The 19,831-nt window shown below is 64.2% G+C and carries 16 protein-coding genes; 6 read left to right on the top strand and 10 right to left on the bottom strand.

The genetic code is table 11. The features are described 5' to 3' along the window. Window positions 1-70: 70 nt before the first annotated feature. Complete coding sequence (locus tag JKL45_RS04505) at window positions 71-1,486, bottom strand: FAD-binding oxidoreductase (protein ID WP_201859920.1); 1,416 nt, start codon at window positions 1,484-1,486, stop codon at window positions 71-73. Window positions 1,487-1,668: 182 nt separating this feature from the next. Here JKL45_RS04505 and JKL45_RS04500 point away from each other — a divergent pair, with 182 nt between their 5' ends. After that, window positions 1,669-2,211, top strand: a complete 543-nt coding sequence (locus JKL45_RS04500; RefSeq protein ID WP_201859919.1) for a thioesterase family protein — start codon at window positions 1,669-1,671, stop codon at window positions 2,209-2,211. 60 nt (window positions 2,212-2,271) lie between these two features. Here the strand turns inward: JKL45_RS04500 and JKL45_RS04495 are convergent, their stop codons facing one another. Beyond that, the gene (locus JKL45_RS04495) at window positions 2,272-2,556 is read right to left on the bottom strand and encodes a hypothetical protein (protein ID WP_201859918.1); all 285 of its coding nucleotides are present in this window, start codon (window positions 2,554-2,556) and stop codon (window positions 2,272-2,274) included. A gap of 149 nt (window positions 2,557-2,705) precedes the next feature. On the opposite strand from JKL45_RS04495, the gene JKL45_RS04490 reads away from it, so the two are divergent. Continuing rightward, on the top strand, window positions 2,706-5,069 hold the full coding sequence (locus tag JKL45_RS04490) for an ATP-dependent helicase (RefSeq protein ID WP_201859917.1): 2,364 nt from the start codon (window positions 2,706-2,708) through the stop codon (window positions 5,067-5,069). Window positions 5,070-5,130: 61 nt separating this feature from the next. Here JKL45_RS04490 and JKL45_RS04485 read toward each other — a convergent pair whose 3' ends face one another. Beyond that, window positions 5,131-6,012 carry a manganese catalase gene (locus JKL45_RS04485; RefSeq protein WP_201859916.1) on the bottom strand — a complete coding sequence of 294 codons (882 nt, stop codon included), beginning with the start codon at window positions 6,010-6,012 and terminating at the stop codon, window positions 5,131-5,133. Between the two features lie 200 nt (window positions 6,013-6,212). On the opposite strand from JKL45_RS04485, the gene JKL45_RS04480 reads away from it, so the two are divergent. Beyond that, window positions 6,213-7,484, top strand: a complete 1,272-nt coding sequence (locus tag JKL45_RS04480; protein ID WP_201859915.1) for an SAM-dependent methyltransferase — start codon at window positions 6,213-6,215, stop codon at window positions 7,482-7,484. Between the two features lie 33 nt (window positions 7,485-7,517). Here the strand turns inward: JKL45_RS04480 and JKL45_RS04475 are convergent, their stop codons facing one another. After that, entirely contained in the window at window positions 7,518-8,393 is an 876-nt protein-coding gene (locus JKL45_RS04475) for an SDR family NAD(P)-dependent oxidoreductase (protein ID WP_201859914.1), read from the bottom strand. A gap of 157 nt (window positions 8,394-8,550) precedes the next feature. Here JKL45_RS04475 and JKL45_RS04470 point away from each other — a divergent pair, with 157 nt between their 5' ends. After that, window positions 8,551-9,471, top strand: a complete 921-nt coding sequence (locus JKL45_RS04470) for a 50S ribosomal protein L11 methyltransferase (protein ID WP_201859913.1) — start codon at window positions 8,551-8,553, stop codon at window positions 9,469-9,471. A gap of 140 nt (window positions 9,472-9,611) precedes the next feature. On the opposite strand, the gene JKL45_RS04465 is transcribed toward JKL45_RS04470, so the two are convergent. Further along, window positions 9,612-9,836, bottom strand: a complete 225-nt coding sequence (locus JKL45_RS04465) for a hypothetical protein (RefSeq protein ID WP_201859912.1) — start codon at window positions 9,834-9,836, stop codon at window positions 9,612-9,614. A 289-nt stretch (window positions 9,837-10,125) separates the two neighbouring features. Between JKL45_RS04465 and JKL45_RS04460 the strand changes: the two genes are divergently transcribed. After that, window positions 10,126-11,946, top strand: a complete 1,821-nt coding sequence (locus tag JKL45_RS04460) for an aminopeptidase P family protein (protein WP_201859911.1) — start codon at window positions 10,126-10,128, stop codon at window positions 11,944-11,946. 62 nt (window positions 11,947-12,008) lie between these two features. Here JKL45_RS04460 and JKL45_RS04455 read toward each other — a convergent pair whose 3' ends face one another. The 4 genes from JKL45_RS04455 to ligA form a co-directional block, all read right to left on the bottom strand. Further along, window positions 12,009-12,308, bottom strand: coding sequence for a branched-chain amino acid transport AzlD family protein (locus JKL45_RS04455; RefSeq protein ID WP_201859910.1), 300 nt, complete (start codon window positions 12,306-12,308; stop codon window positions 12,009-12,011). Continuing rightward, the gene (locus JKL45_RS04450; protein WP_201859909.1) at window positions 12,305-13,015 is read right to left on the bottom strand and encodes an AzlC family ABC transporter permease; all 711 of its coding nucleotides are present in this window, start codon (window positions 13,013-13,015) and stop codon (window positions 12,305-12,307) included. The genes JKL45_RS04455 and JKL45_RS04450 overlap by 4 nt, the downstream gene beginning before the upstream one ends. A 66-nt stretch (window positions 13,016-13,081) precedes the next feature. Then, window positions 13,082-13,948: an AraC family transcriptional regulator gene (locus JKL45_RS04445; protein ID WP_201859908.1), complete on the bottom strand. Its 867-nt coding sequence runs from the start codon at window positions 13,946-13,948 to the stop codon at window positions 13,082-13,084. A gap of 46 nt (window positions 13,949-13,994) precedes the next feature. Next, the gene (ligA, locus tag JKL45_RS04440; protein ID WP_201859907.1) at window positions 13,995-16,154 is read right to left on the bottom strand and encodes an NAD-dependent DNA ligase LigA; all 2,160 of its coding nucleotides are present in this window, start codon (window positions 16,152-16,154) and stop codon (window positions 13,995-13,997) included. A gap of 1,119 nt (window positions 16,155-17,273) precedes the next feature. On the opposite strand from ligA, the gene JKL45_RS04435 reads away from it, so the two are divergent. Continuing rightward, on the top strand, window positions 17,274-18,311 hold the full coding sequence (locus JKL45_RS04435; protein WP_201859906.1) for an NAD-dependent epimerase/dehydratase family protein: 1,038 nt from the start codon (window positions 17,274-17,276) through the stop codon (window positions 18,309-18,311). A 28-nt stretch (window positions 18,312-18,339) separates the two neighbouring features. Here the strand turns inward: JKL45_RS04435 and JKL45_RS04430 are convergent, their stop codons facing one another. Then, window positions 18,340-19,764, bottom strand: a complete 1,425-nt coding sequence (locus JKL45_RS04430; RefSeq protein WP_246498321.1) for a M20/M25/M40 family metallo-hydrolase — start codon at window positions 19,762-19,764, stop codon at window positions 18,340-18,342. Window positions 19,765-19,831: the final 67 nt, after the last annotated feature.

The following is a 19,831-nucleotide window of genomic DNA, read 5'->3' as shown; positions in this document are numbered from 1 at the left end:
CTCCGTTACTCTGACACGTCCTTACCTCATGAAGGCAGGGACCGGGAGCGCTGTTCACCGTGTTCCACCGTCAAAGCGCGATGATCTTGCCCGGATTCATGATGTTGTGAGGGTCGATCGCCTGTTTCAAGACGCGCATGAGCCCCAGCGCCTGCGGTCCATGCTCGATCTCCAGGTACTTCATCTTCTTCTGGCCGACCCCGTGCTCGCCCGTGCAGGTGCCCTCCATGGCCAGAGCCCGCCGCACGAGCCGGTCGATAAAGGCCTCGCAGGCCTCGACTTCCGCCGGATCGTCCGTGTTCACGAGGGGCTGGACGTGGAAATTGCCGTCGCCCACATGGCCCACGATGGGAGCGATGAGCCCGCTATCGAGAATGTCCTGCTTCGTGGCATCGACGCATTCGGCCAGACGCGAGATCGGCACGCAGACGTCGGTTGCCACGGATTGAGCGCCGGGCCGCAGGCCCTTGGCCGCCCAATAGGAATCATGCCGGGCCTGCCAGAGGCGCGAGCGTTCCTCGGGCTTCGTGGCCCACTCGAAGGGCCCGCCGCTGAACTCGGCGGCAATCTCGCCGAAGCGCTCTGCCTGTTCCTGAACACCGGCTTCGGAGCCGTGGAATTCCAGCAGCAGCAGAGGGCTTTCCGGCAGGGACAGCTTGGAGTGGAGGTTCACCGCCCTCACCTGCACCTCGTCGAGCAGCTCGATGCGGGCCATCGGAATGCCGGACTGGATTGTCATGATCACGGCGTCGCAGGCGGCCTTCACCGACGGGAACGGGCAGACGCCGGCCGAGATCGCCTCGGGAATGCCATGAAGCTTGAGGGTGATTTCGGTCACGATGCCCAGCGTGCCCTCGGAACCGATGAGAAGCCGCGTGAGGTCGTAGCCCGCCGAGCTCTTCCTGGCGCGGCTCGCCGTCTTCACGATCTCGCCGTTGGGCAGCACGGCGGTGAGCGCCAGCACCACGTCCTTCATGGTCCCATAGCGCACTGCGTTGGTGCCGGACGCCCGGGTGGCGACCATGCCGCCGATGGAGGCATCCGCGCCGGGATCGATGGGGAAGAACAGGCCTTTGTCACGCAGGTTCTCATTGAGTTCCTTGCGGGTCACGCCGGCCTCGACCACGCAATCCAGATCCTCGTCATGGACGGCGATGATGCGCTTCATCAGGCTCAAGTTGATGGTGACGCCGCCGTACGGGGCGTTGACGTGCCCCTCCAGCGAGGTGCCGGTGCCGTAAGGGATGATCGGAATCTCGTGCGAGGCGCACAGCTTTACGATCTCCGACACCTCCTCCGTCGTCCGGGGATAGACCACGATGTCCGGCGGCTGGTTCTTGATCCAGGTGAGGGAATGCCCGTGCTGCTCGCGAACGGACGCCGAGGTGGCAACCCGGTCGCCGAAACGCCGGGACAGTTCGGTCTGGAGGGCCGCAAGGGCAGCATCAGGGGCTTTCTGGCGGACGGCAGCGTGGGGCACATTCATGGAGGCTTCAGATCCGGTTGTGATGCTCAGATGATCCATAGCTACCAGAACCGTTGCAAAGGCAACACTCGGATGAGAAAGATGCCGCACCCCTCATGCACATGCTGTTTGACTATGCTAACATTGTTTCTTCCGGTGGAACGGGATGAGCAGCTGAGGCGCATCGAGGGACGAGACTGACCATGGAAAAGCGGACTCCCGTCTTTTTCTTTGCGCCCTTCGTGTCCTCCACGATGCGGATCGAACCCGCCTGGATCGATTACAACGGTCATATGAACATGGCCTATTATCATGTGCTCTTCGACCGCGCCGTCGAGGAAGGCTTCAGCCTCGTCGGCCTGGGCCACGACTATCTGGAAAAGCAAAAGGCTTCGTTCTTCGCAGCCGAGATCCACACCACCTACAAGCGCGAGCTGACGATGCATGACAGGGTGCGCGTCACGCTTCAGCTGGTGGATTTCGACGAGAAGCGCATCCACTACTACATGGAAATCCGCCATGCGGGCGAAGGCTGGGTTGCCGCCACCATGGAGGGCCTATCCCTTCACGTGGAGATGCAAACCCGGAAGGTCAGCCCCTTCCCGGATGATATCATGGCCAATCTTGCCGTGATGAAGACCACCCATGCCCGCCTGCCAAGGCCAGCAGTCCTGGGCCGCGTGATCGGCATTCCGCACAAGGCCGAGATCCAGGAGGCTTTGTCAGCCTCGGGCACCCGTCACTAGCGCAGATAATGAGCATCGGATGAATCCCAAAAGTGCATATCCACTTTTGGGTCCGAGGCTCTAGCAGCTGATCGAGCCGCGTGGGCAGGCTCCCCGCGAGACCGGGGGCAGTGTCCGTGGAGCAAACAGACGATCCCGCTGGATGTCCTGGCGGATCTGGTTGTTCTCCATTTGGATGCGCTCATCCAAGTTCAGCAGTTGCTGATCCTGCCGGATCCGTCGGTTGATGTCCTTTGACGCCCGCTCGGACGGGCTCACGCGGGGCAGGCGCGACTGAGCGTCCGCCGGCATGGATAGAGGCAGGACAAAGTTGGAAACGATGACCAAAGCCACCATGAAACGCATGGCACATTCCTTTTCGAGCCTTTCATTCCCATATGGGAACAAGGCCCCTCGTCAACAATGACATTCTGGCTCCGAAGTTCGCGCCTGCGGCAGGATCGACAGGCATTCCGGGCTCGACGCCGTTCGCCTTTTGATCCATGGTCCCGCCGATGAATCAGTCCGATCAAAGACCCGATCCGCAGGACAGCTTGGCCCATGAGCCGGCGTCCGGCTCGCTGAGCGCCCGCGCCCGTGCGGCGGTTGCGCCGCAATCTCCTTACCTGAATGGCCTGAACCCGGAACAGCGCGCCGCCGTGGAGGCGACCGAGGGACCGGTTCTCGTGCTGGCCGGCGCCGGCACCGGCAAGACCCGCGTGCTCACCACCCGGATCGCCCACCTGATCGCCACAGGAAAAGCCTACCCGTCCCAGATCCTGTCAGTCACCTTCACCAACAAGGCCGCGCGCGAGATGCGCGAGCGCATCACGGCCGTCATCGGCCCCGTGGCCGAGGGTATGCAGTGGCTCGGCACGTTCCACTCCATCGGCACCAAGATCCTGCGCCGCCATGCAGAGCTCGTGGGCCTACGCTCCGACTTCACGATCCTCGGGACTGACGACCAGCTTCGCCTGATGAAGCAGGTGATCGAGCTTGAGGGCATCGACGAGAAGCGCTGGCCCGCCCGCCAGCTCGCTGGCCACATCGACGGCTGGAAGAACCGCGGTCTCGGACCCGACCAGGTACCGGCCGGTGAAGCCGGAGCGTTTGCCAACGGCAAGGGCGGACGGCTGTACCGGGCCTATCAGGAACGGCTCAAGACTCTGAACGCCGTCGATTTCGGCGATCTCCTTCTCGAATGCCTGCGCCTGTGGCGCGAGCATCCGGACATTCTGGAGCAATATCAGAACCGCTTCCGCTACATGCTGGTGGACGAATACCAGGACACCAACGTCGCCCAGTATCTCTGGCTGCGGCTTCTCGCCCAGGCGCGCAAGAACCTGTGCTGCGTCGGCGACGACGATCAGTCGATCTATGGCTGGCGCGGCGCCGAGGTCGACAACATCCTGCGCTTCGAGCACGACTTTCCCGGCGCCACCGTAATCCGCCTGGAGCGCAACTACCGCTCCACCGGCCACATCCTTTCGGCGGCCTCAGGGCTCATCGCCAAGAACCAGGGCCGCCTGGGCAAGACGCTTCGCACCGAGGACGAGCCCGGCGAGAAGGTGACGATCACCGGCGCCTGGGATTCCGAGGAGGAAGCCCGGCTCATCGGCGAGGAGATCGAGGCATTGCACGCCAAGAAGCACTCCTTGTCGGAGGTCGCCATCCTGGTGCGCATCTCCGCCCAGATGCGTGAGATAGAAGACCGGCTCGTGACGCTCGGCGTGCCCTACCGCGTCATCGGCGGCCCGCGCTTCTACGAGCGCGCGGAAATCCGCGATGCGCTCGCTTACTTGCGCGTGGTGAACCAGCCCGCGGACGACCTCGCCTTCGAGCGCATCGTGAACACGCCGAAGCGTGGCCTGGGCGATGCCACGATCCAGGTGCTGCACAACCATGCCCGCGCTGCCCGCGTGCCGCTGATGGAGGCCGCGCGCTTCATCGTCGAAACCGATGAGCTGAAGCCGAAGCCGCGCGGGACCTTGCGCGACCTGCTCATCTCCTTCGGACGATGGGCAAAGCTGTCAGAGACCATGTCTCAGTCCGAGGTCGCCCAGACGGTGCTGGAGGAATCCGGCTACACGGACATGTGGCAGAAGGACAAGTCGGCCGATGCAGCAGGGCGTCTCGAAAACCTCAAGGAGCTCGTGCGCTCCATGGAGGAATTCCCCGACCTGCAAAGCTTCCTTGAGCATGTCTCGCTCGTGATGGAAGCCAACGAATCCGACACCGTTGAGCGCGTAAGCCTGATGACGCTTCATGCCGCGAAAGGCCTGGAGTTCGACACGGTCTTCCTGCCAGGCTGGGAGGAGGGTCTGTTTCCGAACCAGCGCGCCCTCGACGAGAGCGGTCGCGCGGGATTGGAGGAGGAGCGGCGCCTCGCCCATGTGGGCATCACCCGCGCCCGGCGCCGGGCAAAGATCTACTTCGCCTCCAACCGGCGCATCCATGGCCTGTGGAACTCGACCGTGCCGAGCCGCTTCATCGACGACCTGCCCGAGTCGGACGTGGAAGTCGCCGAGGTTCCGGCCAACTTCTCTTATGGCGGTTCGCGCTTCGACCGCATGCAGCCCTTCAGCGGCTCGTCCTACCAGACTCCCGGTTGGCAACGCGCCCAGGCGCATCGTGCCAGCACGGACGATGGCGGCTACTCCGCCCGCCGCTCCGGCGACCGACGAGGCCCAATGCTGATCGAGGGCGAACTGGTGGCGAAATCCACCGGCGACTCAGGCTTCAAGCTGGGCGGGCGCGTCCTGCACACCAAGTTCGGTCCCGGCACCATCGAGGCGGTGGACGGCAACAAGCTCACGGTCGAGTTCGACAAAGCCGGGCGCAAGATGGTGCTCGACAGTTTTGTCCAAGCGTTGGGCTGACCAAAGAGAATGCCCGGCATAGAGCCGGGCATGACGCAGAACAACCTATGTGAACTGGCGACTACTCCGCAGCAGCCGGCGGCACGGGAGCCGGCGGCGTGCCGTAGGTGCGGGGATCGACCGGGTTGAGGTTACCCTCATCCTCCGTGTAGGCCGGCGGACGATCAATGTAGGTGAAGGTGCCCTTCCCGTCCGGCGCGGGTCCCTGAGCCCAGCGGCCCTGCTCGCTCTCGGTGCCTTCGGAATGGTTTAGAAACTGGTAGGACACCTCGGTCTTCTCCAGTTCCTGCGGGAAGTTCGAAGGCACCGGCGTCATCTCAAGTCCGTCCTCCTCCAGCTCCTTGATCGCGGCGAGCCACTGGTTCTGGTGCATGGTGTCACGGGCGAGCATGAACGAGAGCATGTCGCGCACGCCCGTGTCATTGGTCATGTTGTAAATACGAGCAACCTGGAGACGTCCCTGGCTCTCGGCCGTCACATTGAAGCGGAAGTCGGCGAGCAGATTGCCGCTCGCAATGGTGTAGGCCGATGTCCACGGATTGCCGACGCTATCCGTAGGCCGAGAGCCAAGTCCGGCCACGATGTAATGCTGAGGGTTCATGCCGGCCACGATGGCATCCTCGACGCGGGCACCGCCCATCACGGCTCCTACCACCGAGTTCTTGGCCATCTCCTCCTGCTGCTCGATCGGCGAAGTCTCGAGCAGGCGGGCGATCATGGTGGCGAGCATCTCGACATGGCCGATCTCCTCGGTGCCGATGTCCATGATCATGTCTTTGTATTTCTGGGGACCGCGGCAGTTCCAGCCTTGGAACAGATAGGTCATCATCACGCTGATCTCACCCCATTGGCCGCCCAAGGGCTCCTGAAGCATTTTAGCGAAGAGCGGGTCGGGTTTGTCAGGCTTGGCGTGATACGCCATCTGCTTCTGGCGGAAGAACATCGGCTGCTCCTGTCTGGTGGATTGAGTGGCGACTCTTAAGCCCCGCAAGTGTCAGCCTTCCAACAAGAGCGATTCCCCGTTGTTCCCAATTTAGATCGTGGTTCCTGCACTTTAGACGAGTTCTGATCTGGCCTGCCTCTAGTCACCTGACCGCAACTGTGGAACCATCCGGCCCAAAGCGACGATTCCGAGAGGTGCCCATGTTCCCCCTGTCCAACATGCTGAGATCCTTCGTGCGTGCCGGAACCCTGAAGGTGATCGATGCGGAGGGGGGCACCCATACGTTCGGCGGCGAGAAGCCGGGCCCAAGCGTCACCATGCGGCTCACCGACCGCTCGCTCTACCACAAGCTCTTCCTCAACCCGGAACTGCACGCCGGTGAGGCCTATATGGATGGCCGAATGAGCTTCGAGGACGGCTCGAACCTACGCGACTTCCTGAACCTGTTCTCGATGAACCGCTCGTCCCTGGCGAACTACCCATTGCAGAGCGTACTCAAGCGCATCTCGCGCGGGGTGAAGCGCTTCCAGCAGGCGAACCCCGTCGGCAAGGCGCAGCAGAACGTGGCGCATCACTACGATCTGGGCAACGACTTCTACAAGCTCTTCCTCGACAAGGGGATGCAGTATTCCTGCGCCTATTTCGTCAACGACGATGAGACGCTAGAAGAGGCGCAGCAGAACAAGCTGCGACTGATCGCGTCGAAGCTGCGCCTCAAGCCCGGCATGAAAGTTCTCGACATCGGCAGCGGCTGGGGCGACCTTGCGCTCTATCTCGCCGCCATGGAGGACGTGGACGTGACCGGCGTCACGCTCTCCAAGGAGCAGCATGAACTCTCCAATGAGAAGGCACGGCGCGCGGGCTTGTCGGATCGGGTGCGTTTCGAGCTGCTCGATTATCGCAAGGTCGACAGGAAGTTCGACCGCATCGTCTCGGTCGGCATGTTCGAGCATGTGGGCGTTCATCATTACGGTGAGTTTTTTGCCAAGATCAACGCGCTCCTCGATGATGATGGCCTGATGGTGCTGCACTCCATCGGCAAGATGAGCCCTCCCGGCACCGCGAGCCCCTGGCTCAGGAAATACATCTTCCCCGGCGCCTACTCGCCTGCCTTGTCGGAGGTATTCCCCATCGTCGAGCAGAACCAGCTGTGGGTGACGGATCTCGAGTTCCTGCGCCTTCACTACGCGAAGACGCTCAACCATTGGCACCGGCGCTTCGAGGCGAACCGCGAGAAGATCGCCGCCATGTATGACGAACGCTTCTGCCGCATGTTCGAGTTCTATCTCATCAGCGCAGAGACCATGTTCACCACCGGCAGCCAGCTCGTGTTCCACATGCAGCTCGCCCGCAAGCGCGACGCCGCGCCCATCGTGCGCGACTACGTCACGGACGTGCAGCGCGAGTACAAGGCGAAGGAGGCGGAGCGCCTCAAGGTGCTCGAGCCCGCCAGGGAGCTGACGCCGGTTTGAAGAGCCGGCGTCAACCAGAGCGCTCCACTCTTCTTAGGTGAGTGTCTCGTAATCCTTGTTCTTCAGGCCGTCATGCGAATGACGGGTCGGCAGCGTGCCCTCCGGCTGCTTCTTGAAATACGAGGAGGCCATGGAGCCGACGGCTCCCTTGGCGATCGTCACACCGCCGTCAACCGCATAAAGCGCGCCTGTGACGTAGCTGGCCTCATCGGAAGCAAGGAAGCAGAATATGTTCGCTACCTCCTCCGGCGTGCCGCGGCGACCCATGGGCGTTGCGTCGATCATCATCGATTCCATCTCCCGGTCCATCGGGCCGCTCGATTTGTGGGTCCATGCTGTATCGATCGGGCCCGGGCAGACGCAGTTGGCGCGCACCCCATAAGCTGCCTGTTCCACGGCCACACCGCGCATGAACGAATGAATGAAAGCCTTGGTGCCGCCATACATCGTGTTCTTGGCGATGCCGATCATGCCGGCTTCCGAACCAGTGGAGACGATGTTGCCGTATGTCTTCTGAAGGTGAGGCAGGGCAAACTTGGTCATGAGGAAAACGGACCGGACGTTCGAACGCAGGGTCTCGTCGAACTTGTCAATGGGATAGTCCTGCGTCTCCGCGGCCACCAGGAACATGCCCGCGTTGTTGATCAAGATGTCGATGCGGCCATAAGCGCTCACACACGCTTCCACCGCAGCTTGCGCATGGTTCTCTTCGGCAATATCGCCAAGATAGGTTTCCGCAAAGCCGCCGGCCCGATTGATCATGCGGGCGACATCCTCTACCGGATCGGTCGGCAGACCGACGAGCAGAAGGCGGGCGCCCTCTCGGGCGAACTTGAGAGCAATGGCCTCGCCGATGCCGGTGCCGGCACCTGTCACGATGGCAACCTTGTCAAAGAGGCGTCCAGTCATGGGTATCTCCTGGGAGGATGGGGCAGGCGCAGCCGTGAAGGTTCGACCATGGCTGAGGCTGAGCAAGGACAAAACGGAACGCTCCCCTGACGGTTCCTCTCAAGCCCCGACATCACCAACAGGTGACCTGCGCCCCGATGAGTGGTAAGGCGACCGCATGCTTGAAGGTCTGCACCCCAACCGCCCCACCCACGTCTTCCGCATCACCACGGACGAGCGCTCCGCGCGCGCCATGACCGACATGATCGGAGAGATTTTCGATCCGGCCGAGACGGCCGTTGCGTCCTTCGAGACGGAGGATGACGGCCCCTGGATGCTGGAGGCCTATTTCGCCCATCAGCCGGACGAAGCGGCGATCCGCAGCCTGTTGCGCCCCATCGTGGGGGCCGAGGCCGATAAGGGCGTCTTCCTGCCTCTGGAGCAGAAGGATTGGGTGAAATCGTCGTTGGAGGGCCTCAAGCCCGTTCGGGCTGGCCGCATCTTCGTTCACGGCTCCCATGACCGCGAGCAGCGCCTGCCCAGCGATATCGCCATCGAGATCGAGGCGGGCCTTGCCTTCGGCACCGGCCATCACGGCACCACCAAGGGCTGCCTGCTTGCCTTCGTGGACGAGTTGAAAATGCGCACGCCGCACCATGTGCTCGATGTCGGCACCGGCACGGGCATTCTTGCATTTGCTGCGGCGAAGGTTCTGAAGCGCCCCGTCGTGGCGGGCGATATCGACCCGGAGGCTGTGCGGGTGGCGCGGGAGAACGCGCGGCTCAACGGAATCGCAGCCTGGATGAGGCTCTATGTCGGCCCGGGCATTCGCCATGCGGAGGCGGACCGCCCTGGGCATTTCGACCTGGTCTTTGCCAATATCCTGGCCAAGCCCCTGCGGATGCTTGCGCCCTCGCTGGCGCGTGTGACGAGCGACGGCGGGACGATCATTCTCTCAGGGCTTCTGTACCGCGACGTCCCCGGCGTTCTGTCGGCCTATGCCCACCAGGGATGGCATCTGCAGCGCCGCTACAATCTGGACGGCTGGGCCGCTTTGGTCATGACACGAGGCAGCGCACGGACGCTGCCTCGCCAATAGTTCTTATTACTCGGCCAGAATGCCCGGATAGCGCTTGGCGAGTTCGCGGCGGAGCGCAAGGGTCTCGGTCCAGACTTCGCGGATGACCTTGAGGGCGGTGATGATGATCATTGTCTTATCCTTCGTCGCAAATAGATTGCTTAAAGCTTGAAAGGCAGATCGTCGGACTGCGCGAAGAACAGCGGTGAATGATCCTGCCGGCGCCCGAGATCGGACATGAAGGCCTCGTGGCGACGCAGCATCCGGGAGGCGCTCCGGGCGCGGCTCTCGATGAGAGCGTTCATCACGCGGGATGCGACCTGCGAAAGCCGGGATGGGGCGGTTACAGGGCCAGCGAGGTGGGAGGAAAAAACGGCTGCGGTCATGGGCTCATCTCCAACAGATCGGTGCTGAAACCCCTCAGCGCTCCTCTGTTCTTGTTGTCAGGAACATAAGCCCTGTTCGACTTTGGTAGAAGTCATAGGATCACATGCGGGCCATGCAATACATGCAGGACACTTCTAATTTTGATTAAGATCTAGTCACTGAACGCATGATTCCTGAGCGATGTGCTCAAGCGTACAGCGTCGCTTTCAAGGGCATTGCTGTTGCAGCCGCGCTCGCTCCGGCCTAGCGTGCAGACCTCTTCATTTCCGCTGTTCGGTGCTGCTTTCCATGGCTCAGTTCCAGTATTTCGACGATACCACCTCCCCCGCCCAAGGACCCAAGCATATCGCCAAGCTGCGCGCCGAAATGGCTCGCCGCGGCTTCGACGGGTTCATCGTGCCCCGCGCCGACGAGCATCAGGGCGAGTACGTGCCGAAGAGCGCCGAGCGTCTGGCATGGCTCACCGGATTTACCGGCTCCGCCGGGACGGCCGTCATCCTGCAGACCAAGGCCGCTCTCGTGGTCGACGGGCGCTATACGGTTCAGGCCGCCGAGCAGGTGGACACCTCCGTCATCACGCCGGTTCAGCTTGCCGACTTCACCCCTGAGGACTGGATTGCCGAGAACCTGCCCCAGGGTGGCACCTTCGCCTATGACCCCTGGCTGCACACCAGCGACAGCCTGAAGCGCCTGGAGCAGGCGGTCGGCCGCGCCGGTGGGCGCCTCGCCCCCGTCGACATGAACCTCGTCGACGTGGTCTGGATCGACCGCCCCGCGCCCCCTCAGGCGCCCGTGCGGCCGCATCCGCTCGATTACGCCGGCGAGACCGCGCCGGCCAAGCTGGAGCGCATCCGCAGCAAGATGGCGGAGGCCAAGGTCGACGCTCTCGTCATTTCCGATCCGCACAACCTTGCCTGGGCCTTCAACCTGCGCGGCGGCGACGTAGGGCATACGCCCCTGCCGCTCGGCTATGCAATCCTGCCCCGGGAAGGCCGCGCGAGCCTGTTCTTCGACCCAGCGAAGGTGACGAACGAAGCCGGCGATGCAGTCGGTGATCTCGCCGCGTTCGCTCCGATCAGCGGCTTCCAGGGCGCCCTCGACGAGCTGGGTGGAACCGGTGGCAAGATCCGCATCGATTCCGCCACTGGCGGCGTCGCCCTGATCCGCCGCATCGAGGCGGCCGGCGGCAAGGTGGATGTGGGGGCCGATCCGATCGCTCTCATGAAAGCCGTGAAGAACGAGGCCGAGATTGCAGGCTCCCATGCGGCGCATCTGCGCGACGGTGTGGCGGTGGCCCGCTTCCTCGCTTGGCTCGACCGCGAGGCGCCCTCGGGCAAGCTGACCGAGATCGATGCGGTGGAGGCGCTGGAGGCGTTCCGCGTCGAGACGGGCGCGCTCAAGAACGTGTCGTTCCCCAGCATCTCGGGCGCGGGCCCCAACGCCGCCCTGCCCCATTACCGCGTCACCACTTCGAGCAACCGCTCCATCGAACGCGACCAGATCTTCCTGATCGATTCCGGCGCGCAATACGAGGACGGCACCACCGATATCACCCGCACGATCATCGTGGGTGAGCCGAATGCGGAGATGAAGGATCGCTTCACCCGCGTGCTGAAAGGCCATATCGCCATCGCGCAGGCGGTGTTTCCGAAAGGCACCACGGGTGCGCAGATCGATGCCTTCGCGCGCAAGCCTCTGTGGGAGGCGGGCCTCGATTTCGATCACGGCACCGGCCACGGCATCGGCAGCTATCTCTCCGTGCACGAGGGCCCGCAGCGCATCGCCAAGACCGGCCACACGCCGCTGGAAGTAGGCATGATGCTGTCCAACGAGCCCGGCTTCTATAAGCCCGGCGCCTACGGCATCCGCATCGAGAACCTCATCCTTGTGGAGCCGCGCACGATTTCCGGTGGCGACCGCGAGATGATGGGCTTCGAGACGCTGACTTTTACGCCCATCGACCTGCGCCTCGTGGAGCCATCGATCATGACGGCGGACGAGATCGAATGGCTCAATGCTTATCACTCCGCTGTTCGGGAGAAGATCGGGCCGCATCTCGATGGCGAGACGCGCGGTTGGTTGGAAAACGCGACGCAGGCGATCGGCTAGCCTATTCATCGTCATTCCGGGCGGCCAAGAGCCGAGCCCGGATTGACGATGGCAGCGTGTGATCAAATCAAGTTCCGCAGCACCACGACTGCAACCACACCGACCGCCACCGTTCCGAGCAGCGGGAGCCGGAACGCCGCCACTGCCGTGATGGCCGCCGCGATGGCTTCCGCCCATCCGGTGGTGAGCGCGGTGGGCGCAATCACGGCGACCAGCACCGCCGGCGGAATGGCATCGAAGGCAGCCTTGGCGCGGCCGGTGAGCACGAGGCGATCCGCCACGAACAGGCCGGCGATGCGCGTGAAATAGGTCACCGCCGCCATGGCCAGGATGGCGATCAGGGTTGTCGTATCGAGGTTCATGAGCGCGCCTCCTCAGGGGCTGCGAGATAGGCGGCCGCAATGCCCGCAAGCGCGCCCGATGCCACGTGCCAGGGCGCGCCGATGAAGTAATGCACGAGGGCTGCGAGGCCCGCGCTGACGGCCACCGTGACCAGCGTCACACGGCTCTTCCCGAAGCCGGCCACGAGACCGATGAAAAGTGCCGTGAAGGCGAAGTCCGCGCCGATGCGTTCGGGATCGCCGAGAAACGAGCCGAGAATGGCCCCGATGGTCGATGAAAGCGTCCAGTTCGCCCAGAGCACCACGGCCATGGCCAACCAATAGGCGCCTGTCACGGGCCGCTCCAGCGCGCGGCGCTCGGACAGGGCCCATGCCTCGTCGGTGAGGAAGAAATAGGCCAGCAGGGTCTGAGCCCGCGACATGCGGACCTTCGGCGTCAGCGATGCCCCCATCAGCACATGACGCGCATTGATCAGCAACGTGGCGAAGGCAAGCGTCACGATGGGCGCAGGGCTGATCCAGGTTTCGATGGCGGCGAACTGCGCGCCGCCCGCAAAGACCAGCGCCGACATCAAGGTGACCTCGAGGGTCGACATCCCCTTGGCGGCGGCAATCGCGCCGAACAGGAGACCGATGGGTAGAGCCGCAACGGCCACCGGCGCGATGTCGCGCAGGCCCGCCTGGATGTCGCGGCGCGGTGTGGAGACGAAGGGGCTGGCCTGATCCATGACGGTCCTCATTGTCCCGGCCTTATGCGGGATGAGGGCTGCCGCGTCTTGGATGAAAGTGCTGTTTCAAGCAGTGCGATAAGCCCCCGGCGTCACGCCCATGCGGGCCTTGAACACCCGGTTGAGGTGGCTCTGGTCGAAGAACCCGCAGGCCGCCGCTACGTCACCCGGAGCCCCGCCCTGCCCCAGCAGCCGTGTGGCGGCCCGGAAGCGCCGGTCGAGGAGATAGGCGTGCGGCGTCAGCCCGGTTTCCTTGGCGAAGGCGCGGATGAAATGGCTGCGGGACAGCCCAGCCAAGTTGGCGAGATTGGCAAGGTCCGCCTCCTCGCCGATATGAGCATCGAGATAATCGCGCACCCGCAGGATGCTCGTCGATCCGTAGCGGACGCTCGGCAGGGCATCGAGATCGGCCCAGCGGGCAATCAGGCGGCTCAGAAAGCCGATGAGCCGGGTGTCCTGCTCCATCTCGGAGGCCCAGCTGTCCTCCTGGCAGAGGCAGGCATGAAGCCGGACCTGAGCCTGGAACAGCTCCGGATCGTCGATGACGGAATGCCGGAACCAGGGCGGACGGGAGAGCGGGCGCCCGGCCACGTCCTCGGCGATCTCCTGCATCAGCTCCGGCGAGGGATAGAACGTCCGGTACTCGAAGCCTCCGCCATAGGGCTCACCGTCGTGGATCTCGTCGGGGCAGACGACGGCCACGCAGCCTGCCGGAACATAGCGCTGCTCACCCCGGTGGAAGAAGGTTTCGCAGCCGGCCAGCACCGCCGCGATGGCATAGGTATCGTGGCTGTGGCGGGCGTAGGAATGACGGCGGAAGGTCGCGCGCAGGCAGTCGAGGCCGCGATAGCGCGGCACCCGCCAGAAATGCGTCACGTCGCCTGCTCCGACCTGGGCGGGATCGAGCGAGACCTCCGGGGTGATCACCGTCATGGGCGCACCATGCCACACTGGGCCTGCCAAGTCTTGGACAGGAGTCTCACCCCCGCCCGACGAGGGCGAACCATCCGTCCTCATCCATAACCTGGAGCCCGAGCTCGGCCGCCTTGGCAAGCTTGGAGCCTGCCCCGGGGCCGGCCACCACGATATCGGTCTTCTTGGACACGGAGCCCGCCACCTTGGCCCCGAGCCGCTCGGCCATGGCTTTTGCTTCCTCGCGGGTCATCTGCTCAAGGGAGCCGGTGAACACCACGGTCTTGCCGGCGACCGGCGAACTCGCGGTGGCCGGCGCCTCCATCGGCTCCGTGGTGACCTCGGCCAGGAGCGCATCGAGCATCTGCTCGTTGTGCTGTTCCTTGAAGAACTCGACGATGGCCTCCGCCACCACGGGCCCGATGCCGCCGATGGAGGTGAGTTCGGCATGCGCTTCCGATGTCTCGTCGGATGCGGCCTTTGCGGTTTCGCGCAGGTGCTCGAAAGTGCCGAAATGGCGCGCCAGCAGCCGCGCTGAGGTCTCACCCACATGCGGGATGCCGAGCGCGAAGATGAAGCGGTTGAGCGAAATAGAACGGCGCGCCTGGATGGCAGCGAACAGGTTCTTCGCGCTCGTCTCGCCCCAGCCTTCGCGGTTCTCCAGGCGCTTGAGGCTGCGTGCATTGCGCGCTTCCAGCGTGAAGATGTCCTGCGGGCGCTGGATCAAGCCCTCCTCGTAGAATTCATCGATGCGCTGTAGACCCAACCCCTCGATGTCGAAGGCATTGCGCGAAACGAAATGCTTGAGGCGCTCGCGCGCCTGCGCCGGGCAGATGAGGCCGCCGGTGCAGCGGCGCACGGCATCCTCCTTGCCGGTGCGCGGATTGACCTCGCGCACCGCGTGGCTGCCGCAGGCCGGGCATGTGGTGGGAAACTCGTAAGGCTTCGCATCGGCCGGACGCTTCTCCAGCACCACGTCGAGCACCTTGGGGATCACGTCACCGGCACGGTTGATCACGACCGTGTCGCCGATGCGGATGTCGATGCCGTTTCGGATCTTCTCGCCGTTGCCGCCGATGCCCTTGATGTAATCCTCGTTGTGCAGGGTCGCGTTCGACACCACGACGCCGCCGACCGTGACGGGCTTCAAGCGCGCAATGGGGTTGAGCGAGCCCGTGCGCCCCACATTGATCTCGATGCCTTCCAGCACCGTGATGGCCTTCTGCGCCGGGAACTTGTGCGCCAGCGCCCAGCGCGGCGAGCGCGACACGAAGCCGAGGCGCTGCTGCAGGCTCAAACTGTCGACCTTGTAGACGACACCGTCGATGTCGTACCCGAGATTAGCGCGGTCGGTCTCGATGGCGTGGTAATGCTCCAGCAATTCCGCAATGCTCTCGCAGCGGCGCGTCAACGGATTGACCTTGAGGCCGTAGCTCCTGAAGCATTCCATCATGCCGTGTTGCGTATCCGCCGGCATGGCGCTCACCTCGCCCCAGGCATAAGCGAAGAAGCGCAACGGACGCGAAGCGGTGATCGACGCATCGAGCTGGCGCAGGCTGCCCGCCGCCGCGTTGCGAGGATTGGCGAAGAGCGCCTTGCCGGCCGCTTCCTGACGCGCATTGATGGCGGCGAAATCCTCGTGCGAGAGATAGACCTCGCCGCGCACCTCGAAGATATCCGGAACGCTCGAGCCCTTCAGCCGATGTGGAATATCGCCCACCGTGCGGGCGTTGTTGGTCACATCCTCACCCACCGCGCCATCGCCGCGGGTGGCGGCGGAGACGAGCTTTCCGTTCTCGTAGCGCAGGCTGAGCGACAGACCGTCGATCTTGGGCTCGGCCGTGAAGGCGAGCGACGCATCGTCCTTGAGGTTGAGGAAGCGGCGGATGCGCTCGACGAACTCCTCCACCTCCTCGTCGGCAAAGCCATTGGCGAGCGAGAGCATCGGCACGCGATGCCGGATCTTGCCGAACTTTTCCGACACCTTCGAGCCGACCTTCTGGGTCAGGCTCTCGGGCGATTTCAGCTCAGGATACTGATCCTCCAACGCCTCGTAGCGCTTGCGCAGGGCATCGTATTCCGCATCCGAGACCGAGGGCGCGTCCTCCTCGTAATAGCGCCGGTCATGTTCCGCGATCTCGGCGCCGAGCGCCGCGTGCTCGGCACGGGCTTTATCGGGCGTGAGGTGGTCGACGGGTGTCTCGGAGGAGGTGCTGCGTGGGGGCATGATCGAATCGGGTTTGAGGGTGTTTGAACCATAGCGCGCCCTGGCGGAGTCTCCAGGGGTGGAGCGAGGCGGTGCACGCAATCCACTGTCATCCTGGACTGAGCAAGGTAATCCGGGATCGTGCGCAGGATGGAGCGCCGGAACCTCAACTGTCATCCCCGCGCAGGCGGGGATCCGCAGCGCAGCCCCGGGATGACGGTGCTGGGCTGGTCTGACGATCCCGGATCTGCGCTGCGCTTCGTCCGGGATGACGCGGGTGGGGTGTCAAAGAACCAGCACCTTGGGGCCCGCAGCGAGAGCTGCGAGCCTGTGCGGTGATCGAGGGTGGCGCGACGGGCAGCCCGGCTCGATGATGGATGGTGAGTAGAAGAGCCGAGGTGCCTCTTCGCGCACGGCTTCTTTAGGCGGTCAGGCGAGGCCGGCCCGGTGACCGTTCCAGGCGATGTCCGTCTGCTCGACGGGGGCCTTGAACCGATTCCGACCACCGGCATACAGCCTGGGCCTCCTGTCGGTGAAGCTTGCGAAGCCGCACCACAGGACCGTGCCTACCTCCACACTGCGACGCCTCGCGAGCGCGCCCCTCGATAGAGGCAGGTCTACACACCGATATAGCCGAGGTTAGGAGAATTGTCAAGAACAAAGAGAGAACATTTCCGCTGTACTCCCTCTCTGCGGGAGAGGGTGGCCTGCGGAAGCAGGTCAGGAGAGGGGCCGCGTTCGGACAAGCACCGCCCCTCTCCCGGCTCACTCCGTTCGCCACCCTCCCCCGCACAGGGGGAGGGTTCGCGCGCACTCTCCTGCACCCGATCCCGGATCGGCTTTCGCCGTCCGGGATGACCGCCGTGGGAACAGCAGGTGTCATTCCCGAACGCGGCGAAGGAGGAGGGAATCCACGTACAGGCTCAGCGCTATGGATCCCCTTCCCGACCTGCGGCCGCCGGGGATGACATCCAGACATTTATCGCCGGTCTTCTCAGCCATTCAGTATGGGATCGCGCCTGCTCTTCATCAGGCGTCACACCGATGCTGCCATCAGCCAAGGTGCCGCTGCGGAAGTTGACCGCCTAAGAAACCTCCATCCTCATAGGCGCGTGCTCAAGGTGAGTCGGGATGCCTGCGATGAATGTGCTTGTTGTCGGCGGAACGGGATTTCTGGGTGGAGCCGTTGCGGATGCGGCGCTTGAAGCCGGCCACAGGGTCGCGATCTTCACCCGCGGCCAGACTGTCAATCCGACGGTCGGAGCCGGGTTCGAGACGATTGTCGGTGACCGGCACCGCGACCTCTCCGCGGTCAGGGGCCGCAGCTTCGACTTTGTCGTCGACACCTGCGCCTACGCGCCCGACGCCGTGGCGAGCCTGCTCGACGCCTTGTCACCGACCATCGGCCGTTACGCACTCGTGTCGAGCGTTTCCGTGTATGCGGGTTTCACAGAGCCCGGCCTGACCGAACAGGCGCCGACGAGCCGTGCAACGCCTGAGCAACTGAACCTCGCGCGCTCGCTGCCCCTGGAGCAGCGCTCCGACGCGGGATCGTACGGTACGGCCTATGGTCCGCTGAAACGCGAATGCGAGCTTGTGGCGCTCGACCGTCTCGGCGACCGGGCGCTCATCATCCGGTCCGGCCTGCTGGTCGGTGCAGGCGATTATACGGACCGGCTGACCTACTGGGTGCGCCGTGTGGACCAGGGTAGTGCCATTCCGGCTCCCGGAGATCCGCAGCAGCTCGTTCAGCTCATCGACGTGCGCGATGCCGCGCGCTTCATCGTCGAAGGTGCGGAGAAGGGATTGGGCGGGGTGTTCAACCTCACCGGACGCCCCTCCCCCATGAGCAGCCTTCTCGCATCGTGCCGCCAGGTTGCGGGCTCGGATGCGCATTTCGTCTGGTGCCCGGATGAGGCGGTTCTGGCCGCAGGCCTCGAGCCTTGGAGCGAGGTTCCCCTCTGGCTGCCGCGCTCGGATGAGCCGTTCCGCCACTTTCTGGAGATCGATACGGAGCAGGCATACGCCCATGGCCTTCACACCCGGCCATTGGTTGAAACGCTCGAGACCATTCTGGCCTGGGACAGGACCCGCCGTGCAACGCCCCTGAAGGCCGGGATGCCGCCCAAGAAGGAGGCCGCGCTGCTGGCGGCCGTTGAGGCAGGGGCCGCCATCTAAGCCTCCGGCGGCTTCCCAGGTTGTCTGTTCATCGATCAGGCATGACCGTTCGCGCACCACGCAGCACATGGGTCAGCGCGTCGCTCATCTGCCCCAGCACCACCCGGTCCACGTTCTCGGCATTGTCGCAGGCCTTGTGATAGCAGGGATCGTAAGGCTGCCCGGTCTCGCCGCCGAAGCGGTCGGCATGCTCGTCGCTCTTCGCGTTGCCGGCGCCGGTGAAGAGGCCAAGCGTCGGGATGTCCTTGGCGGCGAATGCCGCATCGTCCGAGCCGAAGCCGCGCTGGTTGCGGGACCGCTCCTCGACGGAAAGGTTCTTGGACTCGAAGTGGTCGGTGAAGGCCTGGACGATGCCGGCGGTCTCAGCGGTGCGCTCCGTCTGCGAGAGCTGCACGAAGCGGCCGAAATTCGGTGAACCGACCATGTCGAGATTGATGTAGAATTGGATCCGACGCCGCTCCTCCTCGGAGAGCGCATCGAGGTGATGGCGCGAGCCGACGAGGCCGCGCTCCTCAGCACCCCAGAAGGCGAAGCGGATCGGCGTGCCGGTCGCGGGCTCCCTTGCAAGACGCAGGGCCGTCTCCAGAACGGCAGCCGTGCCGCTGGCATTGTCGTTCATGCCGGGTCCCTCAGAAACGCCGTCGAGATGCGCGCCGACCACGATGAAAGGAGCATTGGTCTCGTGGCGATCCGCAAGCACGTTGCGGGTCGAGCGGGTGCCGGTCTCCACATCGACCTTCAGGCGCACGCGGCTGCGGGATGGATCCTGCGCCACTTCGGCAAGCTTGCGCCCCACTTCGGTGGTCACGCCGAGAACGGGGATCGCCGCCTGCGTCGACAGCCGCCCGCCGAAGATGCCGGTCTGGTCCCCGGTGCCCTGGTTCATGATGATGAGGCCTGCGGCTCCCGCCGCCTGCGCCAGCTCCGCCTTGGTCTGGAACGGACAGGTGCCCCGCCGAACGAGGGCGATGTGGCCGGGCGTGAAGCCTGCGAAATCCTCGCGCTCGCAGCCGCTGGTCGAGGTCTGCAGAGGCTCCTCGCCCAAGGCCAGATCCACCGCCTGGAGGGGCGCAGTAATATCGCCTGAGCCGGAACTCATCAGGGTGCGCAGCGCCTCCCGTGGCGGCGTGAACGCGTCGGATTGCTCGGGTCCGGAAACGACATCCGGCGGGGACCGCTCGTCGAAGAACGGAAAGGTGAATTCCTCGAACCGCACATTGTAGCCGGCCGCGCGCAGCTGTTCGGCCACGTATTCGGCGGAGCGGTCATAGCCGGGCGTGCCGGCCGCCCTGTTGCCGCCGTTCGCCGTCGCGATGCCCTGCAGCGCCTGGACATGACGGAAAGGATCGGATTGGACGCCGGCTGCGGGCAGGCCGACATCGGCATGGGACGACGCTGAGCCTGTCAGGACAACAAAGGCTGCAAGAGCGGTTCGACAGGCATTCGGGAGCATACGGGGCACGCAGGGCTCATTTCCCATGACCGCACCTTTTGGTGCGCCCTGGGGAAATCGGGCTTTG

Origin of the sequence: Microvirga soli, assembly GCF_016734765.1 — a bacterium.
GTDB classification, from domain to species: domain Bacteria; phylum Pseudomonadota; class Alphaproteobacteria; order Rhizobiales; family Beijerinckiaceae; genus Microvirga; species Microvirga soli.
The sequence above is the reverse complement of the archived record's forward strand: the minus strand, read 5'-3'. Positions and strand labels throughout refer to the sequence as shown.

Bases quoted from the DNA above. Each gene is read 5' to 3' on its own strand.
- JKL45_RS04445 (WP_201859908.1), bottom strand. From the start codon at position 13,948: ATGACGGTGATCACCCCGGAGGTCTCGCTCGATCCCGCCCAGGTCGGA.
- ligA (WP_201859907.1), bottom strand. From the start codon at position 16,154: ATGCCCCCACGCAGCACCTCCTCCGAGACACCCGTCGACCACCTCACG.
- JKL45_RS04465 (WP_201859912.1), bottom strand. From the start codon at position 9,836: ATGACCGCAGCCGTTTTTTCCTCCCACCTCGCTGGCCCTGTAACCGCC.
- JKL45_RS04500 (WP_201859919.1), top strand. From the start codon at position 1,669: ATGGAAAAGCGGACTCCCGTCTTTTTCTTTGCGCCCTTCGTGTCCTCC.
- JKL45_RS04475 (WP_201859914.1), bottom strand. From the start codon at position 8,393: ATGACTGGACGCCTCTTTGACAAGGTTGCCATCGTGACAGGTGCCGGC.
- JKL45_RS04480 (WP_201859915.1), top strand. From the start codon at position 6,213: ATGTTCCCCCTGTCCAACATGCTGAGATCCTTCGTGCGTGCCGGAACC.
- JKL45_RS04495 (WP_201859918.1), bottom strand. From the start codon at position 2,556: ATGCGTTTCATGGTGGCTTTGGTCATCGTTTCCAACTTTGTCCTGCCT.
- JKL45_RS04450 (WP_201859909.1), bottom strand. From the start codon at position 13,015: ATGGATCAGGCCAGCCCCTTCGTCTCCACACCGCGCCGCGACATCCAG.
- JKL45_RS04455 (WP_201859910.1), bottom strand. From the start codon at position 12,308: ATGAACCTCGATACGACAACCCTGATCGCCATCCTGGCCATGGCGGCG.
- JKL45_RS04490 (WP_201859917.1), top strand. From the start codon at position 2,706: ATGAATCAGTCCGATCAAAGACCCGATCCGCAGGACAGCTTGGCCCAT.
- JKL45_RS04460 (WP_201859911.1), top strand. From the start codon at position 10,126: ATGGCTCAGTTCCAGTATTTCGACGATACCACCTCCCCCGCCCAAGGA.
- JKL45_RS04435 (WP_201859906.1), top strand. From the start codon at position 17,274: ATGAATGTGCTTGTTGTCGGCGGAACGGGATTTCTGGGTGGAGCCGTT.
- JKL45_RS04430 (WP_246498321.1), bottom strand. From the start codon at position 19,764: ATGCTCCCGAATGCCTGTCGAACCGCTCTTGCAGCCTTTGTTGTCCTG.
- JKL45_RS04470 (WP_201859913.1), top strand. From the start codon at position 8,551: ATGCTTGAAGGTCTGCACCCCAACCGCCCCACCCACGTCTTCCGCATC.
- JKL45_RS04505 (WP_201859920.1), bottom strand. From the start codon at position 1,486: ATGAATGTGCCCCACGCTGCCGTCCGCCAGAAAGCCCCTGATGCTGCC.
- JKL45_RS04485 (WP_201859916.1), bottom strand. From the start codon at position 6,012: ATGTTCTTCCGCCAGAAGCAGATGGCGTATCACGCCAAGCCTGACAAA.